The sequence below is a fragment of the Streptomyces tuirus genome (genome assembly GCF_014701095.1).
In the GTDB taxonomy this organism is placed as follows: Bacteria; Actinomycetota; Actinomycetes; order Streptomycetales; family Streptomycetaceae; genus Streptomyces; species Streptomyces tuirus.
Window position 1 is genome coordinate 5,171,221 of the sequence record NZ_AP023439.1, and the last position, 15,970, is coordinate 5,187,190.

Here is a 15,970-nt window from a genome sequence, read left to right on the forward strand (position 1 = left end):
TCGAGGCGTGGGCGTGGGCCTGACACGGCAGTCATGGTTCTGGCCGCTCGAACATACCCAGGCGTCGGCGCTGCCCGTCCCTTCCCTACATGCCGACTGCGAACCGCCCTCTTGACCTGCTCATACACAGGATGACGGGGCGCGCTGAAGACGATGTCCGGCGCCCCTGGATCGACTCATGCCGCTTCCGTGATCTTGCAGGTCCAAAGACTACTGATGTTGCTGGAAGGGTATGAACGGTTGCAATCGGGCGAGCGCCTGTTTCTGGCGAGGGGGGACATGCCGGGTACTGCGGTGCGATTCCAAGGAGCCATCCGGTATCTTCGACACACCGTCGAACCGATAGCCACTCGTTGTATCCTGCTTGGAATATTCATTCTTGGCCTGGTGGCCCAGATTTTCAAACCCGTCGGAGATGCCCTGCAAGGAAGGGCATTCACAGCCGGTGCGCTACTGAGTCTTGTGGCATACGTTCTGTATGACGCGATTAAAGACTTGGCGGACGGGTCGCGAAGTGAGCATACGACATCTCGATTCGCCAATCCCACGTCCCGTGGAGACTTGATCAAGGAAGCCGAGACCGGTCGCGCCATTGATGTGCGGTTCATCGGGTACACAGGCGAGTCAATCTTCGATCACATGCGCGGCACGCTGATGCGGCTGCATGACTCTCCGGCGCGAATCCAATCTGTCACTTTCAGGGTCTTGACGCCCAATCTGTCCGAACCGATGCAAATCCCGTGCAGGGTGAATGGCGACGGGACAATGTCAGATGACCCAGAATTCCGCAGGTACGTCGAGGGTCGGACGAGAGACTACGCGAGTCACCTCCTCTTCTTTGCGCGACGTCTGCGGGAGCGCACGAACATAGAGGTCTCGATCCAATTCCGAACCTACCCGGGCCTGCCGACATTCCAGGCATGCCTTGTCGGTGACAACGTCGCCTTCTTCGCCTTTTACGATGTCGCCCGCGAAACGGAATTCCCCTACGGCCAGCCCGACCGGGTCTTGCTGGACCCGGTGATATCCCGATCTGGAAGGGTGGGGTGGGATGTCCGGGACGGTATGCGACGGTCGGAGCACATGGTAAAAGAGTGCTCCGATCTATTCGAAAGCATGTGGAAAATATCCAGCGAAGCCCCTTGGGGAGGGACCAATCATGCGGATTAACGGTTGCCTCCCGTGGTAGCTCCCCGAGCTTCGTGCAGCAGCTACGGGCGGTGTCCAGCCCGAGGAATGCAAGAAAGTCCAAGCCCTCTCGCAGTTTTCGGACGGTGAGACGGCGGCAGCCGAAGAACCAGGCGATCGACCGCTCGATCTTCCAACGGTGCCGACGAGGCGTCCGCCGGCTTCGACGCCGGGCCGGCCTCATGCTGCGCACGACGCAGAACACGCTGCCGGACACCGGGCCGAGTTCGCTGATCCTGGAGAAGCCGCGACCGGCCGTTGGGAAGCACTGGACCGACGCCGGGGGGCCACGACAACCGCGGCCGCATGAATCGCCCTCGAAGGAATCAGGAATCGCCCCTCGAAGGAAACCCGCATTGCCCCGATCCCGCCGCGCCTAGGGCCTATTGCGGAAGTCCGTACGGATGTGTAGCCGTGCTCCGCGAGCACCTGGCCACCTTTGGCACGGCGGACGACGGGCGGCTGTTCTTCAGCGAGAAGGGCTCGGTCGTCCCGTCCTCGACCTACTACCGCGTGTGGCAGGAAGCTCGGCTCCTCGCGCTTCCGCCGGCCGTCGCGGCCTCGCCGCTCGCGAGTCGACCGTACGACCTCCGGCACTCGGCGCTGTCGACGTGGCTCAACGCCGGTGTCGACCCCACCGAGGTGGCCGAGCGCGCCGGCAACAGCGTGAAGGCCCTGCTGACCCGCTATGCCAAGTGCGTCGACGGACGGCAGGATGTCGCCAACCGGCGAATCGAGGACCTGCTCCGCGAGTACAAGTGAGACAACCTCCACACACACTGAGGCCTCAGGCATGCCGCCCGGGGCCTCCCTGGTTTCCCGCCCCACCCTGTGTGGATGCTGCCTTCGGAAGCAGCGAGCTGGAGTCCCCCTGCTTGCTGCTGGCAAGTCGGCAACGTCAATGCGGAGCACAGGGGGGCCTTGTGGAGCTGCACGTCACGCGGTGGAAGCGGTACGGGCACGATCGTCTCTACGCCAACCTGCCTGATGGCACGGCGGTTGGTTGGGCGGACGTCACGACGGGGGACATCACGGTTTTGCGGGCCGAGTGTCGTGACGACGTAATAGCCGTGCTCACGAAGCACTTACAGAACCTCACCGAGCCTGTCCCGCCAGACAGGGCGCCGGAGGTTCAGGCGCGTCCGATGCTGCCGCCTCTGACGCCGGCCGACGACCTGGCTGTCAACCCTCCCGGGCAGGCGTTGCGTGATCTGCTCGCCGAATCCGGCCCGGGGCTGATGGAGCGAGTCATTTCACGGCTTCTTCGGCGGCCCACGGAGTGGGACTCCTGGCGAAAGGGATTGGCGGGGGAGCGGCGAGTGGGAGCCGAGTTGAACCGCTTGGGCCGCCACGGCTGGCGCGTCCTGCACTCCGTTTCCTTGGCCAACAAAGTGGATATCGATCACTTACTGATCGGGCCTGGTGGAGTGTTCAGCATCAATACGAAGCACCACCACAAGCGGGCCGTATGGGTCGGGGACGATTCCGTGAAAGTCGATCACGGGAAACCGGCACCCTATGCACGCAAGAGCCGGGCGGAGGCCAAGCGGGTCGCCCGAGTGCTTGAGCGCTATTGCGACTTCTCGGTGCCGGTGGAGCCGGTGCTCGTCTTCGTGGGTGTCACCGAGCTGAAGGTGGTCGCTACGCAGCTCGATGTCCGGGTGTACCAGGAGCGCCAGGTATCGGCACTCGCTCCCCTCTCAGGCGTTCTCACGGCCGACCAGGTGGAGCAGGTGTACGGCATCGCTCGCCATCGCCAGGCTTGGAGTCTGGCTTGAGTAGGTGCTTCTCAGCGAGCTACCGGCCTTCCCTGCGGGGCCTGTGGGTGGTTTCCAGGGTGCGACCGTCGTCGGGGCGGGGTGCCCTGTCAGTGCCGTCTCTTACGCTCCGCTCTTGAACAAGCAGTTCGAGGGGAGAGGGGACGCGGATGGGTGGCAACGCATGGACGCACACGGGCCCGTATCGGCGTGATCTGGCGGCCGCGTTCCGGCAGGAGTAGGAAGACGAGCTGGCGCGGGACAACCACGGCTTCGAGGGGCGGTCTGTCGTGGAACTGTGGCGCGACCCGGAGTGGCATGAGTACATCTTCACCGGCGGCACAAGCTCCGTGTTGGACTTCCCTCTCATGATCGAGGCCGCGGACACCGATGACGGTCCGTTCATGCGGCCGCTGACCGATGACGAAGTGCGAGCGTGGGCTCCTCACGGCCGGCCCACCTACGAGGAGTGGGACGCCGCGCTCGACTCTGAGCAGTTGGACTTCCCACGCCGCGCCCGGGGGAACTGCACAGTGCTCTACCGCGACGGTAGGCCCGCGCAGGTGGCCTACTGGGGGGTCACCGCCGACTAGGGGAGTCGGTATCGCCTTGCGCTGTGGCCCCACACCTGTCCCGGATCCGGGGACACATCGTTTTGCGGGGCTCACCTGGGAGAACGCTCCAAGATCCCGTCCACGCCTCGTCCACAGACCCGGCATACGGCCGCTCCGTGCGGCACACGCCTGCACACACGCGAAGACCCCGGCCTCACGTTTCCGCTGGTGACGGGGTCTTTGGGCACCTCATGCTGGGTGCCCCCCGCAGGATTCGAACCTGCACACGGCTGCACTGGCCCATACGGTGCGGGCGGGGCATCGGTGGATCGAGCTCTCCGACGGTCGCGTCACCGTCTACGGCGTGTGTCCGCCAGATCCCTTTCAACGGTGCCGTATCGAGCACCGGCTGGCCTGCTTGGCACAACGGCTACCGGATATGGGCTGACCTGGGTAATCGCTCGGCCGCGACCGGCTCCCCGTCGACCTGCGGACGAGCCGGATGCCGCAGTCGCAGGTGATCGCGAGAGGTTTCCTTCGAAACTTACCGAAAGGCTATTGACTTATGGCGCCTGGTGTACATCGTGGTTAGTAGGCCATAACACCGAAAGAGTTGCAAAGTCGATGAGGACGTCTAGCCGGCTCGTGACTTGGACAGGATGTGGTTCAGGCCCCCAGCAAGCCGGCGCGATACCGAGGCAACAGTGACGACTGAAGCTTCAGGACACGAGCAGTACTACTGGGGACTGTTTTTTGCCCTCAAGGCGCGGCCACTGCACTGTGCTCTACCGCGACGGTTAGCCGATCGAGATCGGCTACTGCGGTGCACCGCCGATGAACCGACCCTCAGGCTCCTGGACTTGACCGGGGGCCTCGCCGTCTGCCGGAGCTGACCTGGGCAGACGTCTCAAGATCCCGTCCACGCCTCGTCCACAGACCCCGGCATACGACCGCTCCGGGCCGCACACGCCTGCACATACGCGAAGACCCCGCACTCAGCGTTTCCGCTGATGACGGGGTCTTTGGGCACCTCATACAGGGTGCCCCCGGCAGGATTCGAACCTGCGCACACGGCTCCGGAGAGCATGCCTATGCTGCACTAGAAATGCGGCCTGACCTGGGTGTTTCCGCTGCTAGGTACAGCGCGGGGCTGATCTCTATCGCATACCGTGCGCCGCGTGCCAGCAACAGGCAACAGCCAGTCCGACGCGGTCGCCGTGCCTGTCGTCCGCACCGAGGGTGGGGGACTTAGGGGGCCCCTCGCGCCGGTTGATCTAGGCCCACTAACATCGACGGCCACATCTCAACGGTGGGGGAGCGTACGTCTTGGCGTCAGCGAGCAATCCGACTGAAGGTCCTGTCGAGCGACTCCTTGAGCACGAAAGGACCATTCAGAGGCTGCGTCGTGAGCTTCGCTCAGCTCGCGTGTGGAGATTATTTATCATTTCGACGTTTTCGGCTACCCCGGTTCTGTTGCTCGTTGTGGGGCTGGCGAACGTATTCACTTGGGGGCGCGTCGATATCACACGAGTGAATATTGCATGCGTTCCGGTAGTTTTCGCGCTCTTGATCGCTAGTTGGATACTCGGTACGAGCACCATTGATCACGTTAACTGGGAGACTGAATATATAACCGGCCGACGCATCGATCTAGAGTTGGCCATCGAACGCAAGAGGCTTCACGCGGTCAACCTTGATCTCCCGACGGAAACTCGGCGGCACATTTATCGGGAGACGGTTCCCGCAGTCATTGAGAAGTACCGCAATGAACAAATGCACTATCGACGGATACATAATATATTCCAGAGCTTAATTATCGTTGGGTCTCTTGGGGCTTCGACCATTGCGGGATTGGCGGATACGCCTCCCCCCTATAAGTGGATCCTTGTTGGTGTAAATTTTGCGGTTGGTGCCGCTGCCGGATTCACTGGCTACTTCAAGTTCCGAGAGCGGAGCTTCTACTTGCAGCAAACTGCGGATTCCATTGAGGAGGAGCTCGACAATTTCAGTCTGAGGGTTGGTCGCTACAAGAACCAGGGAGACGATGCGGCCGCACTTGCAGATTTCACCGATCGCGTGGAAACCCTGAAGAGTGATCAGCGGAAAAGGCAGCAACAGTTAGACCAGCCCACTGAGACACCCGAGGGGTAGAGGTCAACTGTTGGCACGGCCGGCTAAGGGCGACCTGCTAGAGATTTTTATGGCGTGCCAATTTCATTGGCCACTTGGAAGATCTCACCTGCGACGACTGCCTCCTGTTGGCGCGCATAATGGGCCAGTGATTCACGCAGTTTTTCACGGTCGGTCGAAATGGGCGTTCCGCTCTGCCATGCTGACCTATGTGATGCCAACTCGGCAATCAACTGGGCCCTTTCTGGAGTCTCGACACCGCGCCCAATTACTTCCACACAATTCGGTGGAACGTAGAGTCGCACCCTATTTACGGCGGGTTCAGTAAGTCGCCGAATTCGGGCTCCCTTGGCTGCTGATTGTGCTGCCGAAATTTTGAACCCAACCGTCGAGTAGACCTTGGAGAGGGAATTGCGCTTGTAGAACTCGCTCAGAATGCTCTTGCCGTGAAAACGTTCCAATGCTTCGCCGGAATCAAGGATTGCTTGCACTCGTGCTCGATACTCTTGAGCTCTAGCTGGAAGATCAATCTGCCCGATTTCCGCTTTAAGTTCTGCAACTTTTCTATCGATGTCATCAGTTGCCTGCTGCGAATCTGCCTTGTCTGTTGTAATGAAACTTCCTGGCATGGTTGCACGGATACGGAGTCTTACCTCTTCGCCTACGCGATCGGAAATGATCGCATCAAGGGATCGCTTGACGTCGTTTAGGGACGTCATACCAATCGTTTGCCCGTGGTCCTTAAGAAGTTCCCAAAGCTGATCAGGGTCCAATAGTAGGTTCTCAATCATGGCTACAGGCCATGGAACTACAAAGTCTGGAAGCCCAGAAGCCGAGGTATCGGAATCGACTAGACCGAAAACCGGCATACCAGGGAGATGGAGAGATGCGCCTCTCAGGGATTTGGCTGCACTGACAACTTCATTCCTGCTTCTGGCTGGCGCGATTGCCCAATGTTCCACTTCGGGGATAAGAATTTTCATCAGGCGCTCGTCTGTAACGGCCGACCGATTGCCGGTTACAGTTGATTCACCTTCAACGAAGACAATCGGCTTGCCGCGCGTGAGCATGTGAGTGCTCCCGGTCAAGCTACGTGCAATTTCAAGGCGCTCTGCCGATGCGCTCAATCTGGACAACTGATTTTCAGTTGCGTACCCGGGCGGAGACAAGATATAAAGTTCATCATCCTGTAGAGAGTCAAGGAAAACTGGTGACTGCGTAGCGAAGATGAATTGAGCCCGCTCCTGACGTGCAATGGTTCGCATATACTCCAGGACATTCAACTGCAGAAGTGGGTGCAGGTGAATCTCAGGCTCATCGAGAAGTACCGTAATTGGAACGACGGTAGGAACGGGCGTGTGGTCGCCATCCACCATGGCTCTCGCTTCACGCTCGACGAACGGCAGGAAGAGAGAAATGGCCGCCTTCTCACCTGACGACAAATCGTCAATATCGAAGGTGGGCCCCTCAACCAGGCCAGCCCTCCGGAAGAGAACCCGGATGTTCTGATTCGCGGCTGAGTCAATTCCGGCGAACTCCAGATGTGGAAGCAGGATGGAAACTAGCTGTTTCAAAGGGGAGAGGAGGTCAGGGACTGTTCCGGCCACAATCTGCCCACCTTGAGCCTCGAACTGGGCGTTGACTAGGTCGCGCTTTTGGTTGCTGAGGCGGACAAGTGATGTTTTCGCGAGAGCGTTTGATTCATCAGCAGAGCTGGCGTTTCGGATCATTCCAGATAGGAAGTGCAGACCGGATGGAGGGCCGTACTGATACTGCGGGATGGAATCAGCCTTGAGGATATCTTCGAACGAATAAGGAAATCCGCTCACGTGCATATCGGATAGTTGAGTGCTTCGCCAGGTGCGATGCGGCCCTACGTATAGCAACTCGGAGCCGGGTTCCAAGAATTGCTGTCTCCTTGCTTTGATTCCCTCCAGGAGGGTGGACTTTCCGGCCCCGTTTGGCCCCGCAATCGCAACAATGTTCGGCAGCTCGGCCGCCTGTGCTCGGACCAAGCCGCGAGTTGCCGGAATGTCAAAGGATCGAACGGCCATGTTGGTGTTCCTGGGTAGCAGTGGCAGATGCGGGCGATGCTAGCGCCCGTGTGACATCAGAGGTGGGGGAATCGAGAGTGGGGTGGACCTCTACCAAGACCGCCTCGTCGTGGGAAGCTTGAGCCAGACGACTATCGGACGGAGGAGGCAGAGCCCGTGTCGCAGCAGGCCAGCCCTCGGGGGACCTTCTTGCAGATCGCGGAGGTGGTGAAGGCCCGGATTCAGGCGGACCCGCAGATGGCACAGCTTCCGGCCGCCGGAGACCTCATGCGGGATCACGGTGTCTCGCGTGGAGTCGTGCTCCGCGCCTTCAAGGAGCTACAGGCAGACGGGGTCGCCGAGCCTGTGCGCGGTGGCCGATGGAGGGTCGTACGCCAAGGCGAGCAGGTCGACCGGCGACCGCTGGAAGAGCGCATCGCCGACATCATCGCGACCGAAAGGTTCGCGGTGGGGGCCAAGTTCCTCAGTGCGTCGGATCTGATGGGCAGGTTCGGTGTCTCCCGACCGACCGTGACCAAGGCTCTCGACAAGCTCGAAGCCGCCGGCGTGCTGGCGAGTGAAGGTCAGGGCAAGGTGCGGACGGTCCGCACTGTGCCGAACCGAGAGGGGCGTTCGTAGCTTGTCGACGTTGACGGAGTGGGCCTACCCGCTCGCGGAATCCCTGCTCGCTGAGCCGCTGCCGCGACGGTGGCGGCATTGCTTGGGCGTCGCCGAGAGGGCGCGGACCATCGCGCTCATCCTCGGAGACGACGCCGAGCTGCTGGAAGCCGCGGCAGTCCTGCACGACATTGGCTATGCACCCGACCTCGCCAAGACCGGCTTTCACCCCCTTGATGGTGCTCGCTACCTCCGGGACGTCGCGAACGCCGACGAGCGGGTCGTGCACCTGGTGGCCCACCACTCCTGTGCGTGGATGGAGGCCGATGCGCGCGGCCTGCGCGAAGAGCTGGAGGGGGAGTTCCCCCGCGAGAGCGCGCACCTGAACGACGCTCTCTGCTTCTGCGACATGAACACGACGCCCGACGGCACGCCCACGAATCCTGTAGACCGGATCAACGAGATTGCCGGCCGCTACGGGCCAGACAGCTTGATCGGCACGTTCATTCGTCGCGCCGAACCCGAGATCCTAGCGAGCACCGCACGCGTACTTGAGAGGGTCGCCGACGCCAAGCGTCAGCCGATGTAGGGCGCTGTCCGGGCCCGGTCCATCGCGTGCTCGATGCGGAGTCGCATGGTGGGGTGGACGTCCAACTCCCGCAGGTCCGTTGGGGCAACCCAACGGACCTGCGTCGTTTCGTTGCTCGTACGCAGCTCGCCGCCGATCGGGCGCGCGCGGAAGCAGATGCTGAACTGCTGCCGGATCTCGCCGTCGTCGTACTGCATGACGTGGCCAGGGTCCGTGTAGATCCCGGACATGTCGACGACCTCGGCTTTGATGCCCGTCTCTTCCCAGACCTCACGGACCACCGTGTCGCTGATGGACTCGCCCACGTCGTGGCCGCCGCCGGGCAGCGCCCAACGTCCGTTGTCGGACCGCTGGATCATGAGCACTTGGCCCGCGTCGTTCTGCACGAACGCTACGACCGATGGCACGACCGAGTTGGCCGGCGGAGCGTCCGGGTCGTGCAAGTAGTCGATGCGTCCCATGCTCTCAAGCTCCCGCGATGTCGCGTTCAGTGACTGGCCTGGCGCCTTCCCAGGTCTGCTGAACGCTATTGGCAAAGGTGTCGAACAGGCCACTTCCCGGAAGACGGCGCAGGTGGAACACGGGCGCCATGTAGGCGCCGATGCCGTACACGTGCGTGTTGGCCAACATCTCGTCATCGGCGCGATAGATCGAGTTGTAGAGCACCGTGTCGTGCAGGCGGAACGTGATCTCGGGATGGCTGGTGAACAGCGGGCGGTAGTTGACCAGCGCGTTGCGGATCTTGCCGTCCATGATGCGGTGACCTTCGTCGATGCCGCGCCGGATGACTGCCTCGCACTCAGGATCGCCCATGAGCACTCGGATGCGTACGCCGCTCTCGGCTTTCTCCTTCAACGTTGAGAAGAAGAGCGGATCCTCTGCGAGGTAGATGCCGGCGTACACGAGGATGTCGATGCGTTCCGTGGCGCGCTCGCACATCTCGCGCCAGAGGGTCGACGGCACCGTGTGGCGATGCTGGTAGACGGTCACGATCTCGGCTTTCGCCAAGTCAGACGCGCTCTCGACATTGCGGTCGTCGTCCCAGAGCGTCAGTACGTCGACCTGGAGAGCCGCTGCCGTTGCGTACTGGTGTCGCCGGTACGGCACCTTGCCCTGAGTGATCCACCGCTCAACGGTCTTCGGGTTGACTTCGATCTCTTCAGCGAGGCTCTGAATGGTCATGCCTCGCGCCAACAGGGCTGTCCGCAGACGCTCGTTGGACATCTGAGCCCTCCGTGGGACATCTAGGGAGCTCTTGACGGTAGCGAGATCAACCAGAGCTGTCCACGGGTGGGGTGACCAACTCCCCTGACCTGGGGCAATTCTGATGGTGCGCCAAGAAGTCCCGGCGCGAAAACCAGGAGGTTCCGCCGCTCCACTTGACGGATCCCTATGCAGTACCTGTAAAACAGGTACTGCAACATCGAACCTCCGGAGAGCCCCGTGAAACGGGTTCGAAGGAAACGTCTGTGCCTTGAGAACTCAACAGCGTGACAAGTCGACGGGGTGAGATTCCCCGTCCCCGCGGCGGCCCGGGTGACGGCCGCCGGCGGCCACTTCCCCGCGCACCGGCTCTGGAGAACAGCCCTCGGGATCATCCCTCCCTCACGGGAGGTCAACCCGTCGGATGCCACCCGGTGTGCGCCGCCCTGCTGGCGTCAGAGCAGTGACGATGACGCACCCGACCTTCCCGGCTCGGGGCCGGTCCGCCGCCGCAAGCGGCGGGCCGGTGAAGCCGGTTCTCACACCTTGCCCCGCTGGTCGCACGTTCGGGTGCGACTCCCGACCGGGGCACTCCGGCCCACCGCCTTCGCGGCCGTGGCCGCTTCTCGGGCTGGCCGCCCTCTCGCCAACGTTTCGCGGCCCCCGGCTCTCTCCGTCCCTTCGACTCAGGAGCAAGCCATGCGTATCCGCAATTACGTCTCCGGCCACCAGGCCGACACGACGGAAGACTTCCTCGAACTCGCCCTCGGTACCCCGGTTGATCTGTGGCTGGGAGTCGAGGGGGAGACCGAGGAGGAACGCGCCGCCCGGCTGGACGCGGCGCGCGACATCATCGCTGACTACCCCGAGCTTCCCGACCGTGCGGTGCAGGTGGCCGCGCGGACGCTGGACGAGGCGGGCCTGCTGAGGCTCGCGCCGCTGCCCACGCCCAACGCCGCCCGGCGTCGCAGCCTGCGGACGGGGATGGCCGCATGAACCAGAACCTGACGCTGGACGACTTGGCCGCGCCGATGCGCGCACTGCGTCTGCTGGCCGTGGACTTCGGACATCTGCCCGCGCCGACTGTCGGCCTCTCGCCCATCTACCCGAACCGGTTGGAGCTGGCGCTCCACTCCGGACTGCCCGACTTCGAAGCGTGGCGCGAGGCGCTCGACGCCGTCCCCGGCGACGTCGAGTACCGCGTCCAGGGCGACGGCCGGACGGGAGTCCTGCGCACAACGGTCGCCTATGAGGGTGCCGAGATGGAGTTGGTTGGCTACGGCGACGTCGCCGTTCCGGTGCTCGCGGAAGCAGGTGCGGCATGAACGCCCCTGTGCGCGTCGACGTGCCGTTGACGCCCGTCAAGACGCCGTCGACGTCCGCCACCGTGGACCATGCCATCACCGCACTTGCCGCGGTGCTCACGGTCGTGCTGACCGCGGTGGCGTTCTGGCTCTCGTACGAGCACTTGCAGGAGGTGGCCGCCCGACACGGTATGGCGGAGGCGGTGGCCCGGTCGTGGGCCTGGCCCGCCACGGTGGATCTCTTCATCGTGATCGGGGAACTGCTGATTCTGCGTGCCTCGCTCGCCCATCGGATCGACTGGTGGGCAATCGCCCTGGTCACAGCAGGGGATGGCGCTTCCATCGCGTTGAACGTGGCCGGGGTCGGGCAGGATGCCAACGCCCTCAACTACGTGGTCGCCGCGGTCCCACCCGTCGCTGCGCTGCTCGCGTTCGGTGCGCTGATGCGGCAGGTGCACACCTACCTCGCCCGACGGGCGATGACGGGCGTCACCACCCCGCAGACGGGCGTCGAAGTACCGTCGACGCCCGTCACGGTGGCCGTCGACGGTCCGCCGCCAGTGTCGACCGTATCCGCGAACCTCACGCTGAGTCCGGCGCCCGCGGCTCCGGCGGGGCCGGTGGTGATCGAGACCGTGTCGACGCCCGTCACCCCGGATCCGGCACCCGTCGCCAAGTCGTCGACGGTCGTCGACCTGTGCGCGCCGGTGATCTACTCGAACCGGGTCGATCAGTTGGTGCGGGCGCTGTACGGCACCGACTTCACGCAGCCGAGCACGGCCCGCATGACCATGGCGATGGCCGGCGCGGGGCTCGGGGCGTCGGAGTCGACGGCCCGCACAGCGCGCGGTCGGGTCAAGGCGCGTGAGCAGTACCTGGCCAATTTCCCTGCCGCGATCGCCGGTTGAGCGGGAGGCCCGCGTCATGTCTCACGCGTATGGCCGCTGCTTTGATCCGACCGGCGCCCGCTACGGCATCCCGACCTACCCGTTCCGCCTGGCCCCGGACGGTCTGGCCACCCGGCGACAGCTCCGCGCGAAGGGGCTGCGCCCGGGTGGTCAGCCGATCGCCGCTCAGGTGATGCGGGCCAACCGGCGGGCCGGGGGAGTGCAGGTGGCCTACCTGTACTGGATCGACCTGGCCAAGCCAGTCCGTCCGATGACGTCCCGCAAGTGGGGCGCGCTGGCGCTGGCCATGTTGGCCCGCCGCACCTGCCCCCGCTGCCTGCTCGATGTCGGCTACTGCATCCCGCGCTCGTACGGCATCTGCGGGATGTGCCTGGTCGCCGAGGAACAGCGCGCTGCCTGAGTCCTTCAACTCCCAAGGAGCTTCGTCATGTCCAGTCGTACTCGTACCCGCAAGGTGAAGACCGCCGCGGGCGTCCACACCGTCCGACTCCCGCGTCAGCGTGGGCGCCGCTCGCAGCCGTTCGTGGTCGTCGTCCCCGAGCACCCGTCGCTGACCCGCGAGGCGCTCGGGTTCGTGGGCCGCGGGCTGTGGATGGCCCGCCACGCGCTCGCCCCGACCGCTCTCGCCCTGCTCGCCCTGGTCGTGACCGGTCTGCTGCACGTCATCGCCTGGTGGTCCGCTCTCGTGCTCGCCCCCGCCGCGCTCGCGCCGGCGGTGTGCTTCGCCGTCGTGCAGCGCTCGCGCCCGGCACAGAGTTCCACGCTGGCCTGGCGTATCGCACTGGCGGTGTTCGCCACGCTCGCGTTCGCGTGGGCGGCGCTGGCGGCAGGGTTCGGCCCGTGGGCCGGTGCCCTGCCCCTGGTCTGGCTGTTGACGCTGATCGTGGCGCAGACCGCGTGGCTCACCGTCCGCCGTACGCACTGATCAGAGGAGACCACGTCTGATGGCAACCCCTACGCGCAACGGCAACGGCCGCGCCAACGGCAGCAATGGTTCGAACAGCAACAACGGCAAGGGCAACAAGTTCGCCAACGTGGGTGCGGCCGCGGGCGGGTTCGTCGGTGCGATGGGCGGCTCGTTCGTCCCGCCGATCAACGTCACCGTCAACAACAACCGCAACCGGGACCAGGGGGGCGGCGGTCGGTCGGGCAACCAGTCCCTGTTGCCTGCTCCGGAGTTCACCTCTCCGGCGCAGGTGCGGAACTACTGCAACACCCTGCGGGCGGCTGGCGTGACGCTGTCCATCGAGGTGGCCATGGCCGCCGAGATCCTCGACAGCATCCTGGCGGCCGTGCCGGACCCGGAGGGCCGGGCGTTCGGCTCCCGCATCCGGGCGCGGAAGGTGACCCGCAAGATGCGCAAGTCCGCCGACAGTCTGCGCGATGCCGCGAAGAACGCCGCCGCCTGCTACTCCGCGTTCCAGCAGGAGTTCGAGGAAGAGATCAACCGGGTGCGTCACCGCGCCCGGCGCCCACAGCAGCCGGTCATGAACTGGGCTCAGCAGTAAGGAGATTGGGCTATGGCCCGCGATCGAAACAGCATGACGCCCTACTACCCCGACGGGATGCCCGGCTACGTCATGGACCCCCAGGGCGGGCCGGAGAACGGCACCGTCCGCGCGTACCTGCTCCACAAGGCCAAGCCGCACATCCCGCCGTGGCTCACGTGGGGCGCCACCGGTGTCGTCGGTGCGTTGGGGCACTGGCGGTGGCCGGACAACACGGCGGCCGGCGTGGGCCTGACGCTGGCGTCGGTGGCGCTGACCGGTGTCACTTGGGCCGCGGGCAAGTCGACCACCAAACAGCGCCGTCTGCACTCCGCGGTGACGGTGGCGGCCGGGTCGGCGTGGGTGACGGCCGCCTGTCTGGCCGGGCCCACCGCCGGGCCGGTGGACGACCTGTTCCTGATGGGTGGACCCGTCGTGGCGCTGTCCTGGAACGTGCGCATGGTCCTGCGCCACAACATCGACGGGACCGCGGGCAGTTCGGATGGCGGTCTGCTGGAGAAGGTGGGGTTGGCACGGGCGCAGATCGGCGCGGCGAAGGTGGAGCCCAACCGGGTCACCGCGCAGCTCGCGCTTCAGCCCGGGGAGCAGACCAACGATGACGTCGCCAAGGCACTGGCCCGGATCGCATCCGCGCTGGATCTGCCGAAATCCGCTGTTCGGTACAGCCCCGACCCGGATTCCGAGCGCCGGGGCGATCTGGTGATCGTGCCGGAAGACATGCTCGCTGAAGTCGTTGAGTGGGAGGGACCCTCGAACCAGGGGGGTTCGATCGCGGAGCCGCTGGTCATCGGCCGCTACGACGATGGGGCCCCGCTCCTGATCTGGCTTCCGGGTGATCCGGATGCGGGCCGCAACTCCACGCACGTGCTGGTCGCGGGCGGTACCGGCTCCGGCAAGGGCGACGCCGCCCTGAACCTGCTCACTGAGATCCAGTCCCGCACCGATGTCATCGTGTGGTTCTCCGACCCCAAGGCGTTCCAGGACTTCGCGCCGCTGCGGGCGGGGCTGGACTGGGCTGCGGAGGGTGGCTCGCAGACGGAGGCCATGGTGGCGGCCGTGGAGGCGGCCATCCCGGCACGTACGCGCTGGCTCGGCTCGCACGGCTACCGGCAGTGGGCCCCCGCCGCTGCCCAGGTGCAGAACGACCCGGAGCACTCCTGCCGTGCCGACGGCCGGGCGTGCGGCTGCGCGGGCATGCCGTTCTTGGTGGCCTGGTTCGAGGAGGCGGCCAACACACTCCGCGCGATGGGCGATGACGCGTTCACCGGCATCGCGCAGGAGGCCCGGTCCGCCGGGATCTCGCTGATCGTGTCGTTGCAGCGTCCGTCGTACGACCAGATGTCCACGTCCACCCGCGCCTCCCTGCCCTCCGTCGTCGCGCTCGGCTGCGACCCGCGCGACGAGGGGTTCTCGCTGCCGGAGACGGTCATCGACGCGGGCGCCCATCCCGGGGCGTGGGGCAACCGGCGACCGGGCTACTGCTACGTGGTCTCGCCCGGCATCGAGGAGTCCCGCTACCCCTCTCCGGGCCGTACCCGACGCTTCACCCTCCGCACGGTGCCGGTCATGGAACGGCTCGCTGCGTGGGCGCAGCACAACGGTGCTTCCGCCGACCCGGTTACCGCCGGCGCGGCCTCCGGCGTCGCCGGCCGCGCCTACACCGGCCGCCCGACCCCCGGCGAGGAGCGGACGGCGCTGGCCATCGTCGACGAGGAGGACGAGGACATGGAGTTCGGCGGTCTGCTGGTCGACCCCGAGGACGCGGACATCGACCCCGAGGCGGAGCTTCCGGAGCCGGAGGAAGGCGACGACGCCCCGATCTTCGGTGAGGAGGCGGGCCGTAAGCCGTCACCGGAGGAGGCGCGCCGGCTGTTCGCCGCCGCGCTGGAGGAGTTCGAGGGTGAGGGCCGCATGATCGTGGGCCCGAAAAACTTCACCGACTGGTGCGACCGGCACAACCTGTCCCGCTCGTGGGTGTCCTTGCGGCTGAAGGAAGCCGCTCAGGAAGGCCGGTTGGACGCCACCAACACCACCGGCCGGTGGCGCATAGTCCCCGCCCTCACGGCCGCCTGACACCCGTAACGCGTTACGGCGGTCTAACACCCAAACCCCTAGGCAGGCACGCGTGTTACCCGCCCTAACAGCGGGCGTTCACGCTGCCTAACACCTGCTCGTAAC

At 64.7% G+C, this 15,970-nt stretch carries 18 protein-coding genes; 15 read left to right on the forward strand and 3 right to left on the reverse strand.

The genetic code is table 11. From position 1 onward, the window contains the following. The first annotated feature begins 189 nt into the window (after positions 1-189). The 6 genes from IGS69_RS23910 to IGS69_RS34735 all read left to right on the forward strand — a co-directional run bounded on the left by IGS69_RS23910 (position 190) and on the right by IGS69_RS34735 (position 5,650). Positions 190-1,170 carry a hypothetical protein gene (locus IGS69_RS23910; RefSeq protein ID WP_190902573.1) on the forward strand — a complete coding sequence of 327 codons (981 nt, stop codon included), beginning with the start codon at positions 190-192 and terminating at the stop codon, positions 1,168-1,170. A gap of 432 nt (positions 1,171-1,602) precedes the next feature. Then, entirely contained in the window at positions 1,603-1,950 is a 348-nt protein-coding gene (locus IGS69_RS23915; RefSeq protein ID WP_385863413.1) for a site-specific integrase, read from the forward strand. Between the two features lie 161 nt (positions 1,951-2,111). After that, positions 2,112-2,966 (forward strand): nuclease-related domain-containing protein, encoded by an 855-nt coding sequence (locus tag IGS69_RS23920; RefSeq protein WP_232543625.1) that lies wholly within the window; start codon positions 2,112-2,114, stop codon positions 2,964-2,966. A 269-nt stretch (positions 2,967-3,235) separates the two neighbouring features. After that, the gene (locus tag IGS69_RS23925; RefSeq protein ID WP_232543626.1) at positions 3,236-3,538 is read left to right on the forward strand and encodes a hypothetical protein; all 303 of its coding nucleotides are present in this window, start codon (positions 3,236-3,238) and stop codon (positions 3,536-3,538) included. Between the two features lie 256 nt (positions 3,539-3,794). Continuing rightward, on the forward strand, positions 3,795-3,947 hold the full coding sequence (locus IGS69_RS34730) for a DUF6083 domain-containing protein (RefSeq protein ID WP_269783205.1): 153 nt from the start codon (positions 3,795-3,797) through the stop codon (positions 3,945-3,947). Positions 3,948-5,155: 1,208 nt separating this feature from the next. Next, positions 5,156-5,650 carry a DUF4231 domain-containing protein gene (locus IGS69_RS34735; RefSeq protein ID WP_232543628.1) on the forward strand — a complete coding sequence of 165 codons (495 nt, stop codon included), beginning with the start codon at positions 5,156-5,158 and terminating at the stop codon, positions 5,648-5,650. Positions 5,651-5,697: 47 nt separating this feature from the next. Here the strand turns inward: IGS69_RS34735 and IGS69_RS23935 are convergent, their stop codons facing one another. Then, complete coding sequence (locus tag IGS69_RS23935) at positions 5,698-7,683, reverse strand: AAA family ATPase (RefSeq protein WP_190902575.1); 1,986 nt, start codon at positions 7,681-7,683, stop codon at positions 5,698-5,700. Positions 7,684-7,839: 156 nt separating this feature from the next. Between IGS69_RS23935 and IGS69_RS23940 the strand changes: the two genes are divergently transcribed. Further along, positions 7,840-8,301, forward strand: a complete 462-nt coding sequence (locus IGS69_RS23940) for a GntR family transcriptional regulator (RefSeq protein ID WP_190902576.1) — start codon at positions 7,840-7,842, stop codon at positions 8,299-8,301. 1 nt (position 8,302) lies between these two features. Then, a complete protein-coding gene (locus IGS69_RS23945; RefSeq protein WP_190902577.1) occupies positions 8,303-8,869 on the forward strand; it encodes an HD domain-containing protein in 567 nt (188 codons plus the stop codon). Here the strand turns inward: IGS69_RS23945 and IGS69_RS23950 are convergent. Then, entirely contained in the window at positions 8,857-9,330 is a 474-nt protein-coding gene (locus IGS69_RS23950; protein ID WP_190902578.1) for an NUDIX domain-containing protein, read from the reverse strand. The genes IGS69_RS23945 and IGS69_RS23950 overlap by 13 nt on opposite strands. Positions 9,331-9,334: 4 nt before the next feature. After that, entirely contained in the window at positions 9,335-10,093 is a 759-nt protein-coding gene (locus IGS69_RS23955) for an XRE family transcriptional regulator (RefSeq protein ID WP_190902579.1), read from the reverse strand. A gap of 678 nt (positions 10,094-10,771) precedes the next feature. Here IGS69_RS23955 and IGS69_RS23960 point away from each other — a divergent pair. From IGS69_RS23960 to traB, 7 genes are read left to right on the forward strand one after another with little or no spacing between them, the layout of a single operon-like run. Next, a complete protein-coding gene (locus IGS69_RS23960) occupies positions 10,772-11,068 on the forward strand; it encodes a hypothetical protein (RefSeq protein ID WP_332836566.1) in 297 nt (98 codons plus the stop codon). Next, complete coding sequence (locus IGS69_RS23965) at positions 11,065-11,397, forward strand: hypothetical protein (protein ID WP_190902580.1); 333 nt, start codon at positions 11,065-11,067, stop codon at positions 11,395-11,397. The genes IGS69_RS23960 and IGS69_RS23965 overlap by 4 nt, the downstream gene beginning before the upstream one ends. After that, on the forward strand, positions 11,394-12,284 hold the full coding sequence (locus tag IGS69_RS23970; protein ID WP_190902581.1) for a DUF2637 domain-containing protein: 891 nt from the start codon (positions 11,394-11,396) through the stop codon (positions 12,282-12,284). Before IGS69_RS23965 ends, IGS69_RS23970 begins: the two co-directional genes overlap by 4 nt. 16 nt (positions 12,285-12,300) lie before the next feature. Further along, positions 12,301-12,684: an RRQRL motif-containing zinc-binding protein gene (locus IGS69_RS23975; RefSeq protein WP_190902582.1), complete on the forward strand. Its 384-nt coding sequence runs from the start codon at positions 12,301-12,303 to the stop codon at positions 12,682-12,684. Positions 12,685-12,711: 27 nt separating this feature from the next. After that, positions 12,712-13,209, forward strand: a complete 498-nt coding sequence (locus IGS69_RS23980) for a hypothetical protein (protein ID WP_190902583.1) — start codon at positions 12,712-12,714, stop codon at positions 13,207-13,209. A gap of 19 nt (positions 13,210-13,228) precedes the next feature. Then, positions 13,229-13,792 (forward strand): plasmid transfer protein TraA, encoded by a 564-nt coding sequence (gene traA / locus IGS69_RS23985; protein ID WP_190902584.1) that lies wholly within the window; start codon positions 13,229-13,231, stop codon positions 13,790-13,792. Between the two features lie 57 nt (positions 13,793-13,849). Beyond that, on the forward strand, positions 13,850-15,865 hold the full coding sequence (traB, locus tag IGS69_RS23990; protein ID WP_190904621.1) for a plasmid transfer protein TraB: 2,016 nt from the start codon (positions 13,850-13,852) through the stop codon (positions 15,863-15,865). The last annotated feature ends 105 nt before the right edge of the window (positions 15,866-15,970 follow it).